Origin of the sequence: Rhizobium sp. NLR22b, assembly GCF_019685295.1 — a bacterium.
Classification (GTDB): domain Bacteria; phylum Pseudomonadota; class Alphaproteobacteria; order Rhizobiales; family Rhizobiaceae; genus Rhizobium.
Window position 1 is genome coordinate 61,437 of sequence record NZ_JABDWM010000008.1, and the last position, 21,145, is coordinate 82,581.

The window sequence follows — 21,145 nt, forward strand, 5'->3', positions numbered from 1 at the left end:
CAGGTTCTGGAGGAACGCATGGAATTCCAGACGGCATTTCCGATAGCCGTTATCGACGAGGATTTTGACGGCAAGAGCGCAGCCGGACGCGGTATGCGCGATCTCGCCGCCGCCATTGAAAGGGAAGGGTTCCGGATCGTCTCCGGCGTTTCCTATGAGGACGCCCGCCGTCTCGTGCATGTCTTCAATACAGAGTCCTGCTGGCTGGTATCCGTCGACGGCACCGAAGACAAGACGACGCGCTGGCAGGTGCTGGGAGAGGTGCTCGCCGCAAAGCGGCAGAGAAATGACCGGCTGCCGATTTTCCTGTTCGGCGATGACACCACCGCAGAAGACGTGCCGACAGCGGTGCTGCGTCATGCCAACGCCTTTTTCCGCCTGTTCGAGGATTCGGCGGAATTCATGGCGCGCGCCATCGCGCAGGCAGCCCGCAATTATCTCGAGCGGCTGCCGCCGCCGATGTTCAAGGCGCTGATGGATTATACGCTGGAAGGCGCTTATTCGTGGCATACGCCCGGCCATGGCGGCGGCGTCGCGTTTCGCAAGAGCCCAGTGGGCCAGCTCTTCTACACGTTCTTCGGTGAAAACACGCTGCGATCCGATATCTCCGTATCGGTCGGCAGCGTCGGTTCGCTGCTGGATCATGTCGGTCCCATCGCCGAGGGGGAGCGCAATGCCGCACGCATTTTCGGCACCGATGAGACCTTTTTTGTCGTCGGCGGCACCTCGACTGCCAACAAGATCGTCTGGCATGGCATCGTGGCGCGCGGCGATCTCGTGCTCTGCGACCGCAATTGCCACAAGTCCATCCTGCATTCGCTGATCATGACGGGCGCGACGCCCATCTATCTGACGCCCTCGCGCAACGGGCTCGGTATCATCGGTCCGATCTCGAAGGACCAGTTCACGCCGGAGTCGATTGCCGGCAAGATTGCCGCAAGCCCCTTTGCCGGGCAGACCAGCGGCAAGGTCCGGCTGATGGTCATCACCAACTCGACCTATGACGGCCTCTGCTACAATGTCGATGCCATCAAGGCGTCGCTCGGCGACGCGGTCGAGGTGCTGCACTTCGACGAAGCCTGGTACGCCTACGCCAATTTCCACGAATTCTACGATGGCTTCCACGCGATCTCGTCGAATCAGCCTGCGCGGTCGCAAAACGCCATCACCTTCGCCACCCAATCGACGCACAAGCTGCTGGCCGCCCTTTCGCAGGCGTCGATGATCCATATCCAGCATGCCGAGACCAAACGTCTCGACATCACCCGCTTCAACGAAGCTTTCATGATGCACACCTCGACCTCGCCGCAATACGGCATCATTGCCTCCTGCGATGTCGCGGCCGCCATGATGGAGCAGCCGGCCGGACGCGCGCTCATCCAGGAGACGATCGACGAGGCGATCAGCTTCCGCCGGGCGATGAACGCGGTGAGGAAACAGACGGAACACACCTGGTGGTTCGACGTCTGGGAGCCGACGATTGCCGGGCAGACGCCGACCGACACCCGTGCCGACTGGGTCTTGAAGCCGGATGATGCCTGGCATGGTTTTGCCGGCCTTGCCGAAAACCATGTCATGGTCGACCCGATCAAGGTCACCATCCTGTCGCCGGGCCTCTCGGCCAGCGGCGTGATGGATGATCACGGCATTCCGGCGGCGGTCGTCACCAAGTTCCTGTCCTCGCGGCGCATCGAGATCGAGAAGACCGGCCTCTATTCCTTCCTCGTGCTGTTCTCGATGGGTATCACCCGCGGCAAGTGGAGCACGCTCGTCACCGAACTGCTGAATTTCAAGGATCTCTATGACGCCAATGCGCCATTGACCCGCGCACTGCCGGCACTGGCCGCGGCACATCCGGAAGCCTATGCCGGAATGGGGCTCAAAGATCTCTGCGAGCAGATCCACGCGATCTATCGCAAGGACGACGTGCCGAAGGCGCAGCGCGAAATGTATACGGTCCTGCCCGACATGGCACTGCGTCCGGCCGATGCTTATGACCGGCTGGTCAAGGGCCGGATCGAGAGCGTCGAGATCGACGACCTCATGAATCGCATCCTTGCCGTGATGATCGTTCCCTATCCGCCCGGCATTCCGCTGATCATGCCGGGCGAACGGATCACCCAGTCGACGAAGTCCATTCAGGACTATCTGCTTTACGCCCGTGACTTCGACAGAAAATTCCCCGGTTTCGAAACCGATATCCACGGCCTTCGCTTCGCGCCCGGTGACGGCGGTCGCCGCTACCTCGTCGATTGCATGGCAGGGGAGGGGCAAGAATGATCCCGCGCGACGTGAAATCTCCGACGGTCGCAATACCGTTCCACAAGATGCTGAAGATCGTCGCGATCATCGATCGCGACAATGCCCAGGCGCAGGAACTGGTGTCACAGATCACCGCCCAGGGCTTCGAGGTGGAACAGCGCGACGATTATTCGGCCGACGTGTCAGAGGATGCTGACGTCGGCGCCTATATCGGCTCGGTCGAGGGCGGGCGGCTGGTTTCGGCACGCAGCTTCCTTCGTTCCGTCAGGGATATCGGTTTCCGCACGCCGATCTGGGCGATGGCCGATACGCTGACGATTGCGGATATGGATGTCGTCGAGATGGCCGGCGAGGTGGATGGTTTCGTCTATCTCGGCCAGCAGACGCCGACCTTCTATGCCAAGCAGATCGTGTCCAGCGCCGTGAATTACGGCAAATCGCTGCTGCCGCCATTCTTCGGCGGCTTGATGGCCTATGACGGCGAGGCCAATATCGCCTTTGATTGCCCGGGGCATCAGGGCGGCCAGTTCTATCGAAAATCGCCGGCCGGACAGATCTTCTTCAAATATTTCGGCGAGAGCATCTTTCGCAACGATCTCTGCAACGCAGATGTCGATCTTGGCGACCTCCTGATCCATGAAGGCCCCGCCGTCGAAGCCCAGAAGCAGGCGGCGCGCATCTTCGGCGCGGACCGCACCTATTTCATCCTGAACGGCACGAGCACCTCCAATAAGGTCGTCGCCAATGCGGTACTGCACAGCGGCGATCTGGTGCTCTTCGACCGCAACAATCACAAATCCCTGCATCAGGGTGCTCTCGTGCAGGCCGGCGCCATCCCGATCTATCTGCCGACCGCCCGCAATTCCTTCGGCATGATCGGCGCGGTCGACTGGTCGGCTTGGGACGAAAGCTGGCTGCGGCAAAAGATAGAGGAGCACCCACTCGTCGCCGACAAGAGCCGTGCGGAGGCGGAAAGGCCGTTCCGTCTGGCCTGCATCCAGCTCGCGACTTATGACGGCACGATCTACAATGTCGCCCAGGTGATGGAGAAGCTCGGCCATCTCTGCGACTACGTCCTCTGGGACGAGGCTTGGATCGGCTACAACGCCTTCCACCCGCTCTTCGAGGGCCATAGCCCGATGCGGCTGAAGGACCTCAGGGCTGATATGCCCGGGCTGTTCTCCACGCAATCGGTCCACAAGCAGGGCGCCGGCTTTTCCCAGGCATCGCAGATCCACAAGCGGGACGAACATATCAAGGGCCAGCGCAGGTTCGTCGAACACAAGCGCTTCAATGAATCGCTGCTGATGCATGTCTCGACCTCTCCCTTCTACCCGCTTTTTGCCTCGCTCGACGTCAATGCCAAGGTGCATGAGGGCAAGGCCGGCGAGATGCTCTGGGACCGATGCATCGAGCTCGGGATCGAGGTTCGCAAGAAGCTGCGAGGTTTCGTGGAGCATTACGAAACCAAGGCCGCGACCCCGGAGGAGCAGTGGTTCTTCGATCCTTTCGTGCCGGACAGGGTGACGGTTTCGGGCTCGAAGCACACCGGCGATCTCGCCGCCGCCAAGTGGGAAGATGTCGCGACGGAGGTACTGAAACGCGAGCAGCAATGCTGGCGGTTCGATCCGGAGGCGAGCTGGCATGGTTATGCCGGCTATGCGCCCGGCTATACCATGGTCGATCCCAACAAGCTTACGCTGCTGACCCCCGGCATCGACCGGAAGACCGGCGAGTATCGCGAGTTCGGCATTCCGGCGACCGTTGTCGCCAACTATCTGCGCGAGCAGCGGGTCGTGCCTGAAAAATGCGACCTGAACAGCCTGCTCTTCCTCCTGACACCTGCCGAAGACGAGAGCAAGCTGAACACGCTCGTCGCCAAGCTCGTCAAGTTCAAGAACCTGTGGGACCGCGATGCGCCGCTGCAGGAAGTGCTGCCGACCGTCTTCGCCGCCCATCGCGAGCGTTATGCCGGCTATAGCGTCCGCCAGGTCTGCCATGAGATGCATTCCTTCTACCGCGAGGCGGGGGTCAAGGAGTTGCAGCGCCTCTGCTTCCGCTCCGAGAGCTTCCCCGAACCGGCGATGGCACCCAAGCGGGCCTATGAGGCACTGGTCGCCAACAATGTCGACTATGTGCCGCTGACGGAAGCCGCCGGCCGCATCTCTGCGACGCTGGCGCTGATCTATCCGCCCGGTATCGGCGTGATCGTGCCGGGAGAGCGCTGGGATGACAGGGCGCGGCCGATGCGGGACTATTTCCTCGCCTTCGAAGAATCCTTCAACCGCTTCCCCGGCTTCAATTACGAGGTCCAGGGCGTGTTCCAGGAGCGGATCGATGGGCGGATCAAGTTCCACACATATGTCGTCCGCGAGTAGGGCTGGAGCATGTCACGAAAAGTGCGCAGCGGCTTTGCGGTAGCGACATTGAGCGAAAACAAAGAATGAAAGCGTGGATCAAGCCATTCTGAAGGAACGCGACGCGCTTTAGGGAGGACTTCGTCATGACCGACAACACGATGCATCTTGCGGCCGAGGCCACGGCCAAGAAAAAGATGAACCTGGTGCAACTCACCTTCATCGTCGCCGTCAACATGATGGGGTCGGGGATCATCATGCTGCCCGCCAATATGGCGCAGGTCGGGGCGATCTCGCTGCTTTCCTGGCTTGTGACCGCCATCGGCTCGATGGCGATCGCCTATGGCTTCGCCCAGGCCGGACTGTTCAATCAGCGGCCCGGAGGCATGTCCGCCTATGCGGAGGATGCCTATGGGAAGGACGGCTATTTCATGGTGTTCTTCCTGTATTTCCTGTCGCTTGCCGTCGGCAATGTGGCGATCGGCATCTCGGCCGTCGGGTACCTGGCCGGGTTCTTTCCGGTGCTGACCTCGACCCCGATCATGACCTGCCTGGCGCTGATCGTGCTCTTGTGGCTGACCACGGCCGCCAATTTCGGTGGACCGCGCATCACCGGCCGCATTGGTTCGGTCACGGTATGGGGCGTCATCCTGCCCGTTGGACTGCTGTCGATCATCGGCTGGCTCTGGTTCAGCTCCAGCACTTTCGCCGCCGCCTGGAATCCGCAAGGCCTGACGCTTGGGCAAGGCATGGGATCGAGCATTTCACTGACCCTCTGGGCATTCCTCGGCATGGAATCAGCCGCTCAGAATTCCGATGCCGTCGAAAATCCCAAGCGTGACGTGCCGCTCGCCTGCATGTTCGGCACGCTGGGTGCGGCCGTCATCTACATCCTGTCGACGACGGTCATTCAGGGCATCGTGCCGAATCCGGATCTCGCCAGCTCCACGGGGCCCTTTGCACTCGCCTATGCCACCATGTTCAATTCCACGGTTGGTTCCATCGTCATGGCGCTTGCCGTACTGGCCTGCCTCGGCTCGCTGCTCGGATGGCAGTTTACGATCGCGCAGACGGCGAAAACCGCCGCCGACGAGCGGATGTTCCCATCCATATTCTCGCGGGTGAACGAGATGGGGGCGCCCGTGGCCGGCATGATCATTCTCGGCATCGTGCAGACATGCCTTGCCTTGATGACCATTTCGCCGACGTTGAGCGAACAGTTTTCGGCGCTCGTCAACCTCGCCGTCGTCACCAACGTACTGCCCTATATCATCGCGCTGTCTGCCCTTTTCGTCATGATGAAGGCCGCCCGCGTGCCACAGCCGAAATATCGGCTGAACGCCACCATCGCCTTGGTCGGCATGGCCTACAGCGTCTTCGCCATCTATGCCTCCGGCAAGGACGCGGTTCTCGGCGGCATGATCGTCACAGGCATCGGTTTCATCATCTACGGCCTGATCGCCCCGCGTTTCGCCAGCAACACGAACCAGCTTCCGGCCGAGTAAGAGAGGAGGATCAGACATGTCAGGAACAAATGATCGCTGGGCGGGTATCGCCGCCTCTGTGCTCACCGCGGCGGCCATGTTGGCCTTCGGCATGCCCGTGCAGGCTCAGACGCTCGACCGTATCAAAGCGGGCAGCGCTCTGAAGCTCGGCTACGATCCGGATGCAAGGCCCTTTTCCTTCAACGGGGAACAGGGACGGCCGGACGGCTATGCCGTCGCCCTCTGCAACAAGATTGCCGATAGTCTTAGGGCACAGCTGAACCTGCCGAAGCTCGATGTCGAATGGGTTTCGCTTTCAGGCGACGCCAAGATGCAGGCAATAGGAAGCAGTACGGCTGATCTTGTCTGCGCTGCGGAGCCGGTGACATTGACGCGGCGGCAGCAGGTGTCGTTTTCCATCCCGATTTTCCCAAGCGGCACCGGCGCGCTCTTGAGCACCAGCTCGCCGCTGGCTTTGCGCGAAGTGCTGCAATATGGCGAACCCTCCAGCCGTCCGCTCTGGCGTGGTTCACCGGCCCGCACGATCCTGGAGCACAAGACCTTCTCCTCGATCGCGGGCACGACGAGCGAAGGCTGGCTGAGCGACAGGATCAAGACTTTTCAACTCGCGGCAACGGCTGCGCCGGTCGACAACTACCAGCAGGGGATCGAGCGCGTCATGGACGGCAGTTCGGCGGTGCTCTTCGGCGACATGCCGATCCTCATGGATGCCGCCGCCCGCAGTGACAATTCCGGTAATCTGATCGTCCTGCAGCGCCACTTCACCTACGAAGCGCTCGCTCTTGAGTTGGCGCGCGGCGATGAGGACTTCCGCCTTGCCGTCGATCGTGCGCTCAGCCAAACCTATGCCGGGCCGGATTTCCGGACATTCTTCACAACCTGGTTCGGGCCGCCGGATGAGGCGACGGTGACATTCTTCCGGCAAACAGCGCTGCCGGAGTAGCCCTGCATGACGGATCATCAACCGTCAAACAACTGGCGCGCCCGGAGCAGGTCATATTGACCCGTAACCCGCGGCACGCCTGAAGCAACTGAACGGGGAGTGACGGGTGAACCTCCTTTGGAAAGAAATTCGTGCCAACCCCATGCTTTGGCTGCTCGTTGCGGTGCCGGTGGTCTTTGTCGCGGCGCGCGTTGCCCCCGAGGCTCACACGTTGCTGTTCATCTTGTCGGTCCTTGCCGTGATACCCCTGGCTGGCCTCCTCAGTCACGCCACCGAGTCCGTTGCGGCAAAAACCGGCGACGCCGCTGGCGGACTGCTCAACGCCACGCTGGGAAATCTGACGGAGCTTGTCATCGCCTTGGCCGCCCTGCGTGCCGGACAGTATACGCTGGTAAAATCATCGGTTGCCGGTGCAATCGTCACCAACACGCTGTTCATGCTGGGAGCCTCGTTTTTGCTCGGCGGCCTGAAGCATCACACTCAGGAATTCAACCGAGCCAATGCGCGTCTTCAGGCCGGCCTGCTGTTCCTCGCCACCATCGCCCTGCTGATACCGTCGGCGGTTGCTTCAGATTCGACCTCGGCTACGGAAGTGCTTAACAAGCTCAGCTTAGGCTTGGCCATCCTGCTTATTGTCGGATACGCGCTGGGACTGCTGTTCACGCTGAAGACGCACCGCGAGCTCTTTGCCGCCGCCGAGCACGCCGAGGCGGACGAAACCCCGTGGCCGATTGGCCTGGCATTGTCCACGCTTGCCGGTGTCACGATACTGGTCGCGCTGGTCAGCGAGATCTTCGTCGAGTCCGTGCAGGAGGCTGCCAAGGTTTTTGGAATGACGCCTGCCTTTGTCGGTTTCATCGTCGTCGCACTGGTCGGCGGCGCAGCCGAAATGGCTTCGGCATTTTCCGGTGCGCGCAAGAACCGCCTCGACTTGAGCGTCGGCATCGCGCTCGGGAGCGCCTCGCAGATAGCTTTGTTCGTGGCGCCCGTGCTTGTGCTGTTGAGCTACGTCATCGGTCCGACACCGATGGATCTGCAGTTTTCGCCGGGCGTTGTCGTCATGGTTTTCCTGGCGACCATGACGGCGATGTTCGTTACCAACAGCGGGCGTTCGGCGTGGTTCGTCGGCATATTGGTGCTGATGGTTTACATGATCTTCGCCACGACTTTATATGTTCTGCCCGATCGGGGCTTATGAAGCGGGTCTGGAGAGCATCGAGGTAGGGCACCGCAGCGGTTGCCTTGGCAAGCATGGTGCACGGGATGAATGTGGGGCGCGCGGATTCCAGCCCCATGGACTGCGTCAGTCTTATGAATGTCCTGAACCAATTGCAGGGAGGTCGAAAGGTGTCGGTAAGAACTGGCCGAATATCGAACCCTAGACAGATGCGGCGGCTGTTTTTCGTCGCGCTCGCAAGGCAGCTTCATGTGATCTGGCCAATCGTCTCAGCGATCGTCTCCCTGATGGTCGGATCCGGGCTCGCAATCTGGCGTATCGAAAACTGGCGCATTGACGAAGCCATGTATTTCACTTTCGTCACCGGCTTGACGATCGGCTACGGCGATTTTACCCCCAAACATATCTCGTCGCGGATATTGGCGTTGATGATCGGCTTTGCGGGCATTGTGCTGACCGGCATCGTCGCCGCAGTCACCGTGAAAGCCCTGGATGCGGACGACCGGGAGCCTTGAATCCTGTTCTGCTGCACATTGACCTGGAAATGCGCATCCGTTCTGCGAGCGCACCGCCGGACGGATGATCGGAGCAGGTGAGGGGGAACGAACGGGGTTCCATCGAGTTCGGATTGTTTACCGGTGCGTGCAAATATCCGGAGTTACACTATGAGCCGAGAGCGTGGACGAAGGAAATTGATGCTCCGCCTGCCCGATGTTCGTCATCGTCTCGCTGACGTGACCAGCGAGACACTGGGGGAGATGTTTGAAGCCTATGACCTTGCCGTCGATGCATTGGATCGGTTCCGAAATGAGCGTCCGAGAGAAGATACGCTGATCACCGAATATGAGCAGCTCTGCCGCGAAATAGAGCAGGAAGTCGTCGTCTATTGCACTGGAGCTTTTCCGGGTTAGATTGAAGCATTCTGTTGGCTCAAACGGAGTCGGATGGTCGACCGGCGCGCGTCGTAGCCCAGCCCTACGGCCAAGCCGGCCGGTCGATCAGCCGCCCTGTTTCAGCCAACCCTCCCGCAGATTTGGCTGGCAAATCTGCAAGACTTCAGAATCGCCGGACGCACATCGCTTCGCCACGGCGAAGCGGTGCGGCCGGTGGGCCGGGCATCTCTAGCCAGGATCAAAGGCGATTGGCTCGGACGTACCTTGGGGTATGCCCTTCGCCAATCGCCTTTGCCCTGACGAAAACCTGCTCCGGCAGAATGCTTCAATCTAACCCGGAAAGGCTCTAGGCGGTGAAGCGTCCGAGTCGGCTGTGAACCGTCATCTGATCCGGCAATGTCGCTGGCGGCCAGGTCCAGGCTCTCATTTACGTATTGCTACGGAAGTCCTGAACCATCGACAGGTGTATAAGGCAACAGGTGGCGTCGCGGGAGGGCTCGATGGTATCGGATGAGGAGGAAACCAGCCGCGAACCCTACGACCCTGCAGCCGTTCGCGCGCAGCTTGAGCGCATCCTCGCCAGTCCCGAATTTCATGCTCCTGAGCGTGGGCGGCGTTTCCTGCGGTATATCGTTGAGGAGACGCTGGAAGGACGCAGCGAACAACTCAAGGCCTATACGATTGCGCAGGCGGTTTTCGCGCGGGGCGCCTCCTTCGATGCGCAGAATGATCCGGTCGTCCGCATCGAGGCGGGGCGTATCCGTCGCGCACTTGAGCGATATTATCTCGTCAGCGGAAGCAGCGACCCGATCGGGATTACCATCCCCAAGGGAGGCTATTCGCCGCAATTTTCGAGCAGCAATGGCAGCGCGAATCCAGGCGAAGGGAGGGATTTGCAAAACCGCGGAAACAAGAGGGTCGGCCTGGAGCGCTCTGTCGCCTATCGCGATCTTCTGCTGCCGATCGGCGTACCGGCGCTGTTCGGCGTGATCGCGGTTTTGGCTCTCATCCGCCCGTTGGAAGCCTATTTTTCAAGGCCGAGAGCGCCGCCGGCGCCCGCCGCGTCGACGGTCGCGAGCAAGGTCAGCATTGTGGTCGAGCCCTTCGCGGCCCTCGGCGGCAGCTCCGAAGGCGTGAATTTTGCGAAAGGCCTGGCCGACCAGCTGCTGACGAAGCTGATGAAAGCGGAAAATCTTGTCGTGCTCGCGCCCGACAGATCCGACACCCAACCGATCGTTCCGCTGTTCAGTCTGCAGGGAAGCGTGGTTATCGAGGGCGCCGTCCTTCATCTGCATGTCCGAATGATCAATGGCGCCGACGGCACGGTGATATGGGCAAATCAATATGATCGCCAACTGCGCGGCCGGACCTTTCTCGATGTCGAGGACGAGATCGCCATGCAAATCGCTCTGGAGATTTCGAACCGCAAGCAGAGCGCCGCACCGACCAATCGATAGCGGCCTTATCTTGCCGGGGTGGCGTCGATATCAAGTCCCGAGGCACGCAATCCATTCAGGACGCGCTCCTGATCGTCAAGCCGTTGCAAGCGCAGCGAAATTTCCTCGCGGATGTTAGCCATCAATGCCGGCGCATGGCTATGAAGCCAATGCTCTTCCGCTTTGGCCTCCTCGGTCTTCCCGGCGGCCCCCAGAATGGATAGCAGCACGAGACGATGGACGGGGTTCGAGCCGAGATCGGACTTTCGCGACCAGCGCTCCGCCTGTTCGAGATCGCCCTTCATGAATGCACACAGCGCCATGCCGGCTTCGTAGTAGCCACTAGGACCGACGCCCCTGTTGACGGCGATCGAGAGCAGTTCGCAGCCTGATTGCCATTTCCCGGAAAGCGCCAGTCGATAACCATATTCGCCGGCGAGTTCGACGTCACCGGGATCGGCGGCATAGGCCGCCATGCCAGCCTCCAGGGCCTTGTCGATGTCTCCGCGGAAGAAGCTCACCAACATCAGCGCCTGCAGCACGCGGGGATCGCCGGGCGCGAGAGATGCCGCCCGCTCCACCGCAGCGGTTGCCAGTTCGAGCGGTTGAACCGAAGAGGAAGTGCCGAGCTGGTAGCGATATCGCAGCTCGTCAAGATAGACTATGGACAGCAATGTCCAGGACGCAGCGTTATCGGGGAAGCGCTGCGTCGCCTGCCGCAGGCATTCCAGCGTCGAGCCGTGGCTTTGCGCGGTCATGGCCTGACGGTAGCTGTAATAGGCGCGCGTGCAGGCATAGGCATCCTGGTCGCCATTTTGAGCCGGTCCGACGATCTGGTTCGTTCCGGTTTGAAGGATCGCCCCATCAGGATGCGCGATCGCACTGGAGATCTGCCGGGAGATGTTGCCTTGGATGACAAGCTTGCTCTCGGCTTGAAGATCGGCATCGAAGTTCCTGGCCCAGACGACCGCGCCATCCGATTGACGCACCAGCCTGACCGCGGCGCGCAACCTGCTTTTGTCGAGCTGGATATTGCTCTGGAGCGAATAGTCGGCGCCGGCGGCACGCCCGGCGCGCAGCGGATCGGCGACAATGACAATGTCGTCGAAGCGGGCAAGCTGGCCGATCACGTCGTCCCTCAGGCCGCGAGCGATATCCGAACCAGCGCCGGTGGAACCGCTTTCGGAAAAGAATTCGACGATCACCTTCGGATGAGCGGTCGCCGGCGGCGTTGACGCAGTCGGTCGCCCATTCGGAACAGACAATGCATATGCAAGGGCTAAGGCAAACAGAGCAACCACGACGATTATGACGATCCCGAAGCCGTGAGCGGCCGAAAGCATCGGAGCACGCATCTTCCGAGGAGAGCCTTCTTGCGCATTGAACTCTGCGGCCTGGGCCTGCTCCAGGCCGCCCGCCGATGGAAGCGGCAATCCCTGAGCATATTCGAAATGCGGTACATATCCGCCTTTGGGCACGGTGATGATGACCTCGTCCGTGCGCCCCGCGACGAGATAATAGCGCTCGAGCGCCTTTCTGATCCGACCGGCCTCGATCCGGACGACCGGGTCATTCTGCGGGTCAAATGAAGCTTCCCGGCCGAAAACGACATTCGCTATGGTGAAGGCTTTCAGGAACTCCGAGCGGCCGGCAAGCGTCTCATTGACGACGAACTCGAGGAAATCCCGCCCCCGCTTCGGCGCGTGAAATTCCTCGCTTCCGAGAATTCGCTCGACCTGACGGCAGATTTCATCCACCGTCGGCTCAAGACTGCCCAAAACATTGACCTTTGCGTTCCTCATGATCGCCCCACGATAAGTCACGCAATTATCTAAGCTACTTCTAATACATCATAGCGCGCGAGCCCCTGGTTGCAAGCTTTGCTTTAGGGTTCGCCCATAAGGCCACAAATTTGGGCGCGGACCGTTCTTGACGGGAATGAGCGACACCGATTGTCCGCTACCGAACTAAGTTGGCAAGAATGGCTTGCGGTCTGATACAGTAATTGTGACCTCGGGAACAATTCGGCACCTTACTGTCTTCTTATCAATTGCAGACGCGGTACCAATGCGGAGCTAGTTCATGAGCCAAGAACGCGGCCGCAGAAAACTGATGTTGCGGCTTCCAGATATCCGCCATCTGCTGGCGGACGTTACCAACGAGACCCTCGGCGAACTGTTCGAGGCCTACGATCTTGCAGTCGACGCGCTGGCTCGGTTCCGGACCCAGAACCCGAGGGAAGACAAGCTCGTTGCGGAATATGAGGAGCTCTGTCGCGACCTAGAGCAGGAGGTCGTCGTCTACTGTACCAACAGGTAGACCGGCCGTGGCCTATCCGGCACGCTCGGTTTCCACGCTGAGAGCCCGTGCGTCATCATGTTCTGATCCTTCCGCCATTGCCGCAGGCCAGGCCCAGGCTCTCAGCAGCTCGTAAAAGACACTGAGAACGACCGGTCCCAGAAAAAGCCCCAGCAGCCCATGGGCCAGAGTGCCGCCGATCACGCCGATCAGGATGACGGGCATGGGAGTGGAGAGGCCTCTCGCCATCAGGATAGGCTTCAGGATGTTGTCGACAATCGAGATCGGCACCGCAAGGCAGGTAAAGGCAAAGGCGCCGGCGAACGGCCAGGAGAACCAGGCCCAGATGACGAGGGGCAGGAGGACCAGCGCTGGCCCGAGTTGCATGACGCACAGTAAGAAGACGACGAAGGTCAGCGCTCCACGCGCTGGAACGTCGAAGACGGCAAAGCACAGTCCGCAGAGCAGGGTCTGCAGGAAAGCCACGCCGATGACACCGCGTGATACATTCCGCACCGTGCTTCCCGACAGCCGGGCGAAACCGACGCCCTTGTCGCCGGCGACCCGGCTTGCCAGAACCTGTATCGCCGCGGCCAAACGCGTTGACTGGGTGAGAAACAGGCCGGAGAGCATGATGGAGACGACAAAACTCAGCACGTCGCCGCCGATCGAGGCTAGTTTTGCCACAACAGCGCCCATGACCTCACGAATCGGCGCCTGAAACTTGATGATCGTCGAAGCCAGATCGCTGGCGACGCGATTCCAGATATCATGGAGCCGCTCGCCGACGACAGGCCAATTCCTGATGGCGTCAGGCGCTGCCGGCAGGGTAAATTCTCCGGTCCGCAACCTGCCGATCAACGCCTCTACGGTGTCGGCGAAATTGACTGCGACGAGGGCGAGCGGTGCTATGATCAGCACGAGGCAACCGGCGACTATAACGATGGCAGCGATCACCGGCCGGTTTCCGATCAACCGCGAGAGCGTCGCAAACATCGGGTAGAGAGCAACGGCAAGGATGGCGGCCCAGATGAGGATAAGCGCGAAAGGAGCAATCAGCGTCATCGTCCAGTAAGCAAACAATCCGATGATGCCCAAGCGGACCAGATCGCTTACTCTCGCCTCTATCGAAATCTGACCCGCGCCGGTCCCTGGCGTTGTCGTATCAACTGTCTGCTCCATCGTCACATCCGTGAGGTTACAGGCCGGACCCACCATGCCTATGACGTCGTGTCAGGCACGACATGGCGGATGCTGCGGTCCTCAGTGAAGTCGGCCGGTCGTTTCTGCCGTTTCCCCAGATCGGGCTCGTCAAATTTCACTCGTTCATACGGAATGGACTGCAGGATGTGCGAGATGCAGTTGATCCGCGCCCGTTTCTTGTCGTCGGAAGGCACGATCCACCACGGTGCATGGTTGGAGTCGGTCATCCGCAGCATCTCGTCATAGGCGCGCGTATAATCCCACCAGCGCTGGTAGGATTCGACATCCATGGGACTGAGCTTCCATTGCCGCACCGGATCATGGATCCGGCGCCTGAAGCGGCGCTCCTGTTCCTCCTCGGTGACCGTCAGGAAATATTTGAGAAGGATGACGCCGCTTTCGACGATGGCGGCTTCGAAGCGGGGCGCGAGTTCGAGAAAGCGCTGCGCCTTCTTGTCACTGCAGAAGCCCATGACACGATCGACGCCGGCACGGTTATACCAGCTGCGGTCGAATATCACGACTTCGCCGGCTGCCGGCAGGTGGGCGATGTAACGCTGCATGTAGATCTGCGACTTTTCCCGGTCGGTGGGAGCCGGCAGAGCCACAACGCGGAAAACACGCGGGCTGAGCCGTTCCATGATCCGCTTGATCATGCCGCCCTTGCCGGCGGCGTCGCGCCCTTCGAAGATGATGACGATCCTTGCGCCTGACTTCTTCACCCAGGCCTGAAGGTAAGCCAGCTCCACCTGCAGCCGGCCGATTTCCTTGTCATAATCCCAGGATTTCTTCTTCTTTTTATCTTTGCCGTTGCGGGTTGCCTCTGCTTCTGCCTCTCTCGGCTCGTAGTTTTCGTCCATGGCTCTCCCTCCTTCTCTCAACTAGGGTACATTGGCGGCCGGGACGGTGCGGTCGGGCTGGTCGATGTCGCCGATCAGCGTCCGCAAGGCTTCTTCCCTGCCATTGAAAAGATTGTCGGCGCCGATCGCGTTGATCACGCCGGCACGATCAAGAATCGCGCGGCTTTCCTCGCTGAGATCGGCGATCGCGAAGGTGATGTTGCGCTTCGCAAGCATGTCAGCGACAGCCTCGAGCGCGGTCGCGCCGGTGCTGTCGATATAGGTAATGGCGCTTGCATCGAGCACCAGGTATTTGGTTTCGGCGGGAAGCGCCTTGATCACCGAAATCATCCGCAAACGCACGTAATCGGCGTTGTAAAACAGGATGCTGCCCTGGACCGCGAAGACGGCCGCCCCCTCGATCGGACGGGCTTCCGGAAAGCGCTGCAGATCGAAGAAGCCGTGCCGCCCCTCGATGCGGCCAAGAAGGCCATCGCGCGGAAACATCGTCTGACGCAGCAGATAGGCGAAGGTCGCCGCGATCGCGACAATCACGCCGTTAAGGACGCCGAAGCTGATCGCTCCCCACATGGCGATCAGCGCAAAGATGAATTCGATACGGCTGATGCGCCAGATCTTCCTGAGCTCATCGATATCGATGAGGCTGATGGCAGCCGTTGCCAGGATCGCCGCCAGCGCCGGGATCGGGAGAATGCTCAGCGCATCATTCAGGAACACCAGGGCCGCGATCAAGGTGGCGGCCGAAACCAGCCCTGCAAGCTGAGAGACGCCTCCCGTCGACAGGTTTATGGCCGTGCGGGAATCGGACATGCTGATCGGAAACGAGCCGAAAAGGCCAGGTGCGATATTGGCGGCGCCAAGTCCGATCAACTCCTGGTTCGCGTCGACTTCCTCGCCGGTGCGTGACCCGAAGCTGCGCGCCGTCACTATTCCGGCGCCGAAGCTGACGAGAAAAATCGCGGCTGAACCGAGCACGGTCTTGTCGAGAGGCATCTGATGAAATGCTGGCAGGGAGAGGGCCGGCAGACCACTCGGCAGGTCGCCGATCACGGCGATGCCGCGGCCGCGGAAATCGAAGATGGCTGACAGGACGACCGAGACCACCACTACCAGCACCGGGCCTGGAACCTTCAACTGCAGAGCCCGGACGACCCAAAGCAGCGCAAACATGGCAAGGCCGAGGATCAGGGAAGGCCAATGGATGAGGCCGCTCTTGGCGAGCATTTCGAGGAGCGGAGCGATGAGCCCGTCGGATTCGATCTTCACTCTCGTAAAGCGGCCGATCTGTCCGACGAGAATTGAAAGCGACACCCCGGCGAAAAACCCGACCAGAATCGGCCGGGACAGGAAGCTCGCGAGAACGCCGAGCCTCAATAGTTTCGCGGCGATGTAGAAGACGCCGACGCCGATCGCAAGCGCCGAAGCGATCGCCACCCGGTCGACAGCGGTTCCGGGCGGCGCGACCGCGATGATGGCGCCCATGGCAGCGGCAAGCACCGTCATCGTCGCCGCGTCAGGCCCGACGATCAAGAGCCGCGAGGGACCGAAAATCGCGTAGGCGATCGGCGCGAGGATGCTGGCATAGATGCCGGTCTCCGGCGGCAGGCCGGCGATTGCCGGGTAGGCGATGGCGCTCGGCAGGCCGACGGCAGCGATCGACAGCCCGGCGGGGATATCGCTGCGAAGCCAATCCCGGCTGAAACCGCTCAGGCCCCGCAACATTGGAATGCTACCTATCACCGCTGGCTCCTATGCTCTCACCGTTGGTCCTTCCCAGGTCATCACGCTGCTTGGCCGCACGGTCGGGATTGGGCGTCAACTGGCACGGCCAGATCGCAACAACCACCCGTTCGGCAGTGTTCAGCGGCGTGCTGATGGGCGCGGCGTGCTGATGGGGTGGTTTCGTGCGTTGGCGATCAGATCTGGAACGTCGATCGCGATCATGATGCTGATCGAAACACGGCCGCTCCCTTCCGGCCGGTCTGGCACTACCGCTAGATCGCTATCAAACGCCGATATTAGGCCCGTTTCGGAGTCGAGGCTCGTAGCATCGTGTAATCTCTATCGGGTCGCGGCCATCCAGATACTCGAGGAGATCGTCTGCGCTCAGGAGCGGAGGGACGCGACCGGCTTGATACATGCCATTGCGGCCAACGCTTCGAATTCGTCCGGCGCTTGGAAGGCCGGCTACCGTAGGTTCGCGTATTTTACGTCAGCCGCCGCTGCGCCTGTTGTATAGTTTCGACATCTGCTGAGCGCAGTCGGCGGCGGGGGCGGAGATGGCGTCGGGAGATAAAAGTTCGACATATCTATCCGCCCTTGAGACGGCCGAGACTTATTTTCCCAACCAGACGCGGCTGGTACAGCGGCTTTTCTACGTAAACGAGCCCTTTCACAGCATGTGCGAGGATCTCGCGGATGCCGCCCAGGCTCTGGCGCATGTCGAGGCTCTGCCGGAAGCGGTTCGAGAGGCGCGGCGGCTGGAATATGCGGGTCTGGTCGAGGCGCTGCTGCAGGAGATGGGAGAGGCAATCGCCCAATCGAAAGTAGTCGTTCTGGGGCGACCGCCTCTCATCGGTCCGAAGTCTTCATGAAGGCGTCCGTCAAAGTTTGATCCAAGGGAGGTCGGTGCGATGAAAGCAATTCCCCACAAAGTGTCTGGGGCTCAATTTTTCGCCGGCCAACTCATTGCTGGATTGTCGGTGGTTGCGATCATCACATTGCAGCTGGCCTTGCCCGCGCGCGCCCAGGCGCCTGCACCAGCGGCCGCGCCGACCCAGACGGCTGCCGAACAGCCTGCTGCGGCGCTTCTGTCAGACGATGAGCTGGAAGTGCTCGTGGCGCGCATTGCCCTTTATCCGGACGAATTGGTTGCAGCGATTTCGGCTGCCTCGCTCTTCCCGCTGCAGATCGTCGAGGCACAGCGGTTCCTCGAGGCAAAAAAGAAGAATTCCGATCTCAAGCCGAAGAGCGATTGGGACGGGAGCGTCATTTCGCTGCTCAACTATCCCGACGTCGTCAAGATGATGAGCGAAGACCTCGACTGGACGCAATCGCTGGCGGATGCGCTCACCAATCAGCAAAAGGATGTTCTGATTGCCATTCAGCAGCTTCGCGACGAAGCGGTGGAAAAGAACATCATCAAGACGGATGACAAGGTGACCGTCGTTACCGAAAACGAAAATATCATCATCCGACCGACCGATCCCGAGAAGATCTACATCCCGCAATACCCGCCGGAAATGCTTTATGAACCGGGTTATGCCTCGGAGCCCATCTCCTACTATCCGGATTATTACGACAGCTATTATTACCCAGGGGCGGGCTTTTTCGCCGCTGCGGTCACGGGTCTGACCTGGGCAGCCATCGTCAACTGGGACGACTGGGGCGTCTGGGGCGGCCGCTGGGACGGCGATATTGATATCGACTGCAACAATTGCCTGAACGACCGCAACTTCAATGGGAAGCTTAAGTTTAACGACGTCGACTGGAGCAATGTCGACCGCAGCAAACTGAGTATAGGCAAGGACCAGTTCGCGAAGCTGGACCGGTCGTCGATCAAATCCAGTCTCCAGGGCGACAATCGCAACCAGCTGCGCAACAGAGCCAATGATATCCAGGCAAGTCAGAGGCCTGGGAATCGCGGTAACGCCGCACGCGCTGAAGATATCCGCAAGAACACGGCGCAAGGTCTGAAGGCCAAGCCCGCCGCCAATAGACCGGCAGCAAGCGATCGGCAGGGAGCGTCGAGGCCTGAGGCGCGTCCTCAGAAGGCCGCCAATCGCCCCGCGAAGCCCGCCCAGAAATCCGTCAAGAAGGCCAACAAGCCGCAAATGGCTTCGAGACCTGATAATCGCGGACGCCAGCCGAGCGCTCTCGGCAACCCGCAATCCGGTCGCCGGGAGGCCGTCTCCTCGCACCGGGGGGCGCAGAGCATGGGCCAGCGTCCTTCGGCCCGTCCACCTCAGTATAGCCGCCCTTCAGGCGGCGGCGGTGGCCGCGGTGGCGGTGGTCGTGGCGGCGGTGGCCGTGGCGGCGGTGGACGGCGGTAAGACCTGTTTCCAGCTCAGGGAGTGACATCATGAGACGCCAATCGACCGTAATTTCGCTCATGTTCGCAGCAGCGCTGTGCACGTTTTCGGCAACGCCGACGCTCCTACTGGCGCAGACGGATCTCTCCGCGTACAAGGCGGCGACGTCTTCGCCGAAGTTCGACAGCGCGCAGCTTGCGATCGACAAACTGAAGTCGGTGCTGGCTTCCAACAATATCGACGATCTTGCCGCCTTGCTCGGCCTCAACGCCGACAAGCTCCGTTCCAGCAACGAGGCGATGATCGCCTACGGATTGATCCGGGAGGGCGCAGAGCGCCAGGTGGTTCTGAAGGATCTCGGCAATCTGAAGGTCGCCGCAATCGGCGATCGGCTTTGGCCGCTGCCGTTTCCGCTGGCCGAAGACAAGGACGGCAAATGGTTCTTCGACACGCAGCGTGGCCTTGAAGAAATCATCAATCGCCGCGTCGGCGAGAACGAGCTCGCCACCATCGATACCATGCACGAATATGTGGCGGCCCAATACTGGTACGCATCCGAGGATCGTGACGGCGACGGCATCTATGAGTTCGCGAAGAAATTGATCAGCAGCCCTGGCAAGCTCGATGGCCTTTACTGGGATCCGAGCGTCTACCCCGAGGAAAGCCCGGCAAGCGCGCTGGTCGAAACGGCCGCGTTCGGAGCCGCCAAACGCGGCGAGGGCTATTACGGCTATCGCTACCGTATCCTGACATCCCAGGGAGACAATGTCCTTGGCGGCAAGCAAAGTTATGTCATCAACGGCTATATGACCGGCGGTTTTGCGCTGATTGCCTGGCCGGTCAAATATAGGGTGACCGGCGTGCAGACGTTCATGGTCAACGGAATGAGCGTCATCTACCAGCGTGATCTCGGCCCGACGACGGAAGAGCAGGCTGCGGCGATCAAGGATTTCAATCCGGACGCAAATTGGACCGTCGTAAAGGATTAAGGTTTCAGCCGGCGCCGCCCTGCGCCGCCGGCTGTTGTGGGGGCGGGGCAGCTGCCATGGCGCGGTTGGAGTATCGCCGCTCGCCCGTGACCTCGCGCCCCAGCCATTGCGGCAGGTTGAACCGGTCATCCTCACTCGCCATTTCGATTTCGGCGAGTGTTAATCCCTGGTAAGCGCCGGCGAACACGTCCACCTCCCAGCTTTGGCCGTCATGCAGGACGCGGTATCGGGTCTTTTCAAGGACATGACCTGCGTGGAGAAGGAGATCGCGTGCCTCCTCGACCGGAATGTCATACTCAAATTCCTCGCGGGCCAGGCCTGGCGAGCGGAATTTGATTGTCAGGCGCGCGGAACGCCCGTCGATCAGGCGGACGCGCACGCAGTTCTGATCGACGCCAAGATAGGCCTGTTGCAGGACGCGCGGCGCGTCGGCGTAAACGCGCCAACTGTCGTCCCGGACCAGGAACTTTCGCTCGATCTCTATCGCTTTCAACAGGATATTCCCTCGCTCGTGCCTGCTCTTTGGCGTCAGTCGACAGGGGGTTCCCAAGTGAGGAAGAAGCCGACGTCTCCAGGCATCCCGTCGGGGAAATTGATGATCATCGCCTTCAGACCGTAGCCTTGCGGCTTGGCGACCTCCTCGAACAGTCCATACAGCTCCTTCGCCTTCCCCTGCAGCGTCTTCTGCCATCCGGCAAGGTTATTGTTGATCGCGCGGCCGCTGTCCGTGCAGAAGGTCGATGGAAAGCTGTAGATCAGCGCCTCGTATTTGCCATCCGCGGCCGCTTTCATCACCAGGCGTTTGATGACGGCGCGTTCCGCTTCTCCAATCTGCTTGCGGAAGAAATCCTCGACAAAATCAGCATGTTTCTTCGCTTCACGCGCCTTGATCTTGTCGCTGCGCTCCATTTCCACGAGCTGGAGTTCCAAAGCGCGCTTGCGCAGCTCCTCGGCGCTCGTCATAGCATGGGATGTGGACGTTTCAGGTGATGTCATCGCCGCCTCCTCCGGAATGTTCAGGTGATGATAGAGTGCACGGAGAGACGAAGGCAGTAAAATACATGTCCGCCCCGGTAGGATACGGTATCCTACGCCGGTACGAGCTATACAGGCCTGTATTGGCCCCTGGCGACCGTTGAATAAAGCGATCCTTAATTAGCTTATTCTTCTGAAGAGCATTGCCGTTGTGTC

Annotated in this window: 18 protein-coding genes; 12 read left to right on the plus strand and 6 right to left on the minus strand. The window is 60.5% G+C overall.

From position 1 onward, the window contains the following. Positions 1-18: 18 nt before the first annotated feature. The 8 genes from HJC00_RS14705 (at position 19) to HJC00_RS14740 (ending at position 10,594) form a co-directional block, all read left to right on the plus strand. Complete coding sequence (locus HJC00_RS14705) at positions 19-2,280, plus strand: arginine/lysine/ornithine decarboxylase (RefSeq protein ID WP_221164272.1); 2,262 nt, start codon at positions 19-21, stop codon at positions 2,278-2,280. Then, complete coding sequence (speC, locus tag HJC00_RS14710; RefSeq protein ID WP_221164273.1) at positions 2,277-4,640, plus strand: ornithine decarboxylase; 2,364 nt, start codon at positions 2,277-2,279, stop codon at positions 4,638-4,640. The genes HJC00_RS14705 and speC overlap by 4 nt, the downstream gene beginning before the upstream one ends. Before the next feature lie 125 nt (positions 4,641-4,765). After that, complete coding sequence (gene potE, locus HJC00_RS14715; protein WP_210628824.1) at positions 4,766-6,124, plus strand: putrescine-ornithine antiporter; 1,359 nt, start codon at positions 4,766-4,768, stop codon at positions 6,122-6,124. Between the two features lie 16 nt (positions 6,125-6,140). After that, the gene (locus HJC00_RS14720) at positions 6,141-7,067 is read left to right on the plus strand and encodes an amino acid ABC transporter substrate-binding protein (protein WP_221120441.1); all 927 of its coding nucleotides are present in this window, start codon (positions 6,141-6,143) and stop codon (positions 7,065-7,067) included. 106 nt (positions 7,068-7,173) lie between these two features. Further along, entirely contained in the window at positions 7,174-8,265 is a 1,092-nt protein-coding gene (gene cax / locus HJC00_RS14725) for a calcium/proton exchanger (RefSeq protein ID WP_210628822.1), read from the plus strand. A gap of 188 nt (positions 8,266-8,453) precedes the next feature. Beyond that, positions 8,454-8,759: a potassium channel family protein gene (locus HJC00_RS14730; protein WP_210631680.1), complete on the plus strand. Its 306-nt coding sequence runs from the start codon at positions 8,454-8,456 to the stop codon at positions 8,757-8,759. A 150-nt stretch (positions 8,760-8,909) separates the two neighbouring features. Next, entirely contained in the window at positions 8,910-9,155 is a 246-nt protein-coding gene (locus tag HJC00_RS14735; RefSeq protein ID WP_210628821.1) for a hypothetical protein, read from the plus strand. A 482-nt stretch (positions 9,156-9,637) separates the two neighbouring features. Continuing rightward, entirely contained in the window at positions 9,638-10,594 is a 957-nt protein-coding gene (locus tag HJC00_RS14740; protein ID WP_221146771.1) for a hypothetical protein, read from the plus strand. 5 nt (positions 10,595-10,599) lie between these two features. Here the strand turns inward: HJC00_RS14740 and HJC00_RS14745 are convergent, their stop codons facing one another. After that, entirely contained in the window at positions 10,600-12,375 is a 1,776-nt protein-coding gene (locus HJC00_RS14745) for a hypothetical protein (RefSeq protein WP_221122586.1), read from the minus strand. Positions 12,376-12,655: 280 nt separating this feature from the next. Here HJC00_RS14745 and HJC00_RS14750 point away from each other — a divergent pair, with 280 nt between their 5' ends. Further along, entirely contained in the window at positions 12,656-12,892 is a 237-nt protein-coding gene (locus tag HJC00_RS14750) for a hypothetical protein (protein ID WP_210628818.1), read from the plus strand. Between the two features lie 12 nt (positions 12,893-12,904). Here HJC00_RS14750 and HJC00_RS14755 read toward each other — a convergent pair whose 3' ends face one another. Genes HJC00_RS14755 through HJC00_RS14765 form a run of 3 tightly spaced genes read right to left on the minus strand, consistent with a single transcriptional unit; the run spans position 12,905 to position 16,656 of the window. Beyond that, on the minus strand, positions 12,905-14,053 hold the full coding sequence (locus HJC00_RS14755; protein WP_210628817.1) for an AI-2E family transporter: 1,149 nt from the start codon (positions 14,051-14,053) through the stop codon (positions 12,905-12,907). A gap of 38 nt (positions 14,054-14,091) precedes the next feature. Continuing rightward, positions 14,092-14,934 (minus strand): polyphosphate kinase 2, encoded by an 843-nt coding sequence (gene ppk2 / locus HJC00_RS14760; protein ID WP_210628816.1) that lies wholly within the window; start codon positions 14,932-14,934, stop codon positions 14,092-14,094. A 21-nt stretch (positions 14,935-14,955) separates the two neighbouring features. Then, a complete protein-coding gene (locus HJC00_RS14765) occupies positions 14,956-16,656 on the minus strand; it encodes a SulP family inorganic anion transporter (RefSeq protein WP_221124261.1) in 1,701 nt (566 codons plus the stop codon). Between the two features lie 557 nt (positions 16,657-17,213). On the opposite strand from HJC00_RS14765, the gene HJC00_RS14770 reads away from it, so the two are divergent. Genes HJC00_RS14770 through HJC00_RS14780 form a run of 3 tightly spaced genes read left to right on the plus strand, consistent with a single transcriptional unit; the run spans position 17,214 to position 19,954 of the window. Then, positions 17,214-17,528, plus strand: coding sequence for a hypothetical protein (locus HJC00_RS14770; RefSeq protein WP_210628813.1), 315 nt, complete (start codon positions 17,214-17,216; stop codon positions 17,526-17,528). Positions 17,529-17,567: 39 nt separating this feature from the next. Further along, positions 17,568-18,986, plus strand: coding sequence for a DUF3300 domain-containing protein (locus HJC00_RS14775; protein WP_221164274.1), 1,419 nt, complete (start codon positions 17,568-17,570; stop codon positions 18,984-18,986). A 29-nt stretch (positions 18,987-19,015) separates the two neighbouring features. Beyond that, positions 19,016-19,954, plus strand: a complete 939-nt coding sequence (locus HJC00_RS14780) for a DUF2950 family protein (protein WP_210628811.1) — start codon at positions 19,016-19,018, stop codon at positions 19,952-19,954. Positions 19,955-19,958: 4 nt separating this feature from the next. On the opposite strand, the gene HJC00_RS14785 is transcribed toward HJC00_RS14780, so the two are convergent. Both HJC00_RS14785 and HJC00_RS14790 read right to left on the minus strand, forming a co-directional pair. Next, on the minus strand, positions 19,959-20,447 hold the full coding sequence (locus tag HJC00_RS14785) for a CYTH domain-containing protein (RefSeq protein ID WP_210628810.1): 489 nt from the start codon (positions 20,445-20,447) through the stop codon (positions 19,959-19,961). Between the two features lie 35 nt (positions 20,448-20,482). Then, positions 20,483-20,950, minus strand: coding sequence for a hypothetical protein (locus HJC00_RS14790; RefSeq protein WP_210628809.1), 468 nt, complete (start codon positions 20,948-20,950; stop codon positions 20,483-20,485). Between the last annotated feature and the right edge of the window lie 195 nt (positions 20,951-21,145).

What these genes read in the sequence shown, in the direction of transcription:
- HJC00_RS14755 (WP_210628817.1), bottom strand. Translation starts at nt 14,053, where the DNA reads ATGGAGCAGACAGTTGATACGACAACGCCAGGGACCGGCGCGGGTCAG.
- HJC00_RS14770 (WP_210628813.1), top strand. Translation starts at nt 17,214, where the DNA reads ATGGCGTCGGGAGATAAAAGTTCGACATATCTATCCGCCCTTGAGACG.
- HJC00_RS14790 (WP_210628809.1), bottom strand. Translation starts at nt 20,950, where the DNA reads ATGACATCACCTGAAACGTCCACATCCCATGCTATGACGAGCGCCGAG.
- HJC00_RS14735 (WP_210628821.1), top strand. Translation starts at nt 8,910, where the DNA reads ATGAGCCGAGAGCGTGGACGAAGGAAATTGATGCTCCGCCTGCCCGAT.
- HJC00_RS14745 (WP_221122586.1), bottom strand. Translation starts at nt 12,375, where the DNA reads ATGAGGAACGCAAAGGTCAATGTTTTGGGCAGTCTTGAGCCGACGGTG.
- potE (WP_210628824.1), top strand. Translation starts at nt 4,766, where the DNA reads ATGACCGACAACACGATGCATCTTGCGGCCGAGGCCACGGCCAAGAAA.
- HJC00_RS14750 (WP_210628818.1), top strand. Translation starts at nt 12,656, where the DNA reads ATGAGCCAAGAACGCGGCCGCAGAAAACTGATGTTGCGGCTTCCAGAT.
- HJC00_RS14740 (WP_221146771.1), top strand. Translation starts at nt 9,638, where the DNA reads ATGGTATCGGATGAGGAGGAAACCAGCCGCGAACCCTACGACCCTGCA.
- HJC00_RS14705 (WP_221164272.1), top strand. Translation starts at nt 19, where the DNA reads ATGGAATTCCAGACGGCATTTCCGATAGCCGTTATCGACGAGGATTTT.
- speC (WP_221164273.1), top strand. Translation starts at nt 2,277, where the DNA reads ATGATCCCGCGCGACGTGAAATCTCCGACGGTCGCAATACCGTTCCAC.
- ppk2 (WP_210628816.1), bottom strand. Translation starts at nt 14,934, where the DNA reads ATGGACGAAAACTACGAGCCGAGAGAGGCAGAAGCAGAGGCAACCCGC.
- HJC00_RS14730 (WP_210631680.1), top strand. Translation starts at nt 8,454, where the DNA reads ATGCGGCGGCTGTTTTTCGTCGCGCTCGCAAGGCAGCTTCATGTGATC.
- HJC00_RS14775 (WP_221164274.1), top strand. Translation starts at nt 17,568, where the DNA reads ATGAAAGCAATTCCCCACAAAGTGTCTGGGGCTCAATTTTTCGCCGGC.
- HJC00_RS14780 (WP_210628811.1), top strand. Translation starts at nt 19,016, where the DNA reads ATGAGACGCCAATCGACCGTAATTTCGCTCATGTTCGCAGCAGCGCTG.
- HJC00_RS14765 (WP_221124261.1), bottom strand. Translation starts at nt 16,656, where the DNA reads ATGTTGCGGGGCCTGAGCGGTTTCAGCCGGGATTGGCTTCGCAGCGAT.
- HJC00_RS14720 (WP_221120441.1), top strand. Translation starts at nt 6,141, where the DNA reads ATGTCAGGAACAAATGATCGCTGGGCGGGTATCGCCGCCTCTGTGCTC.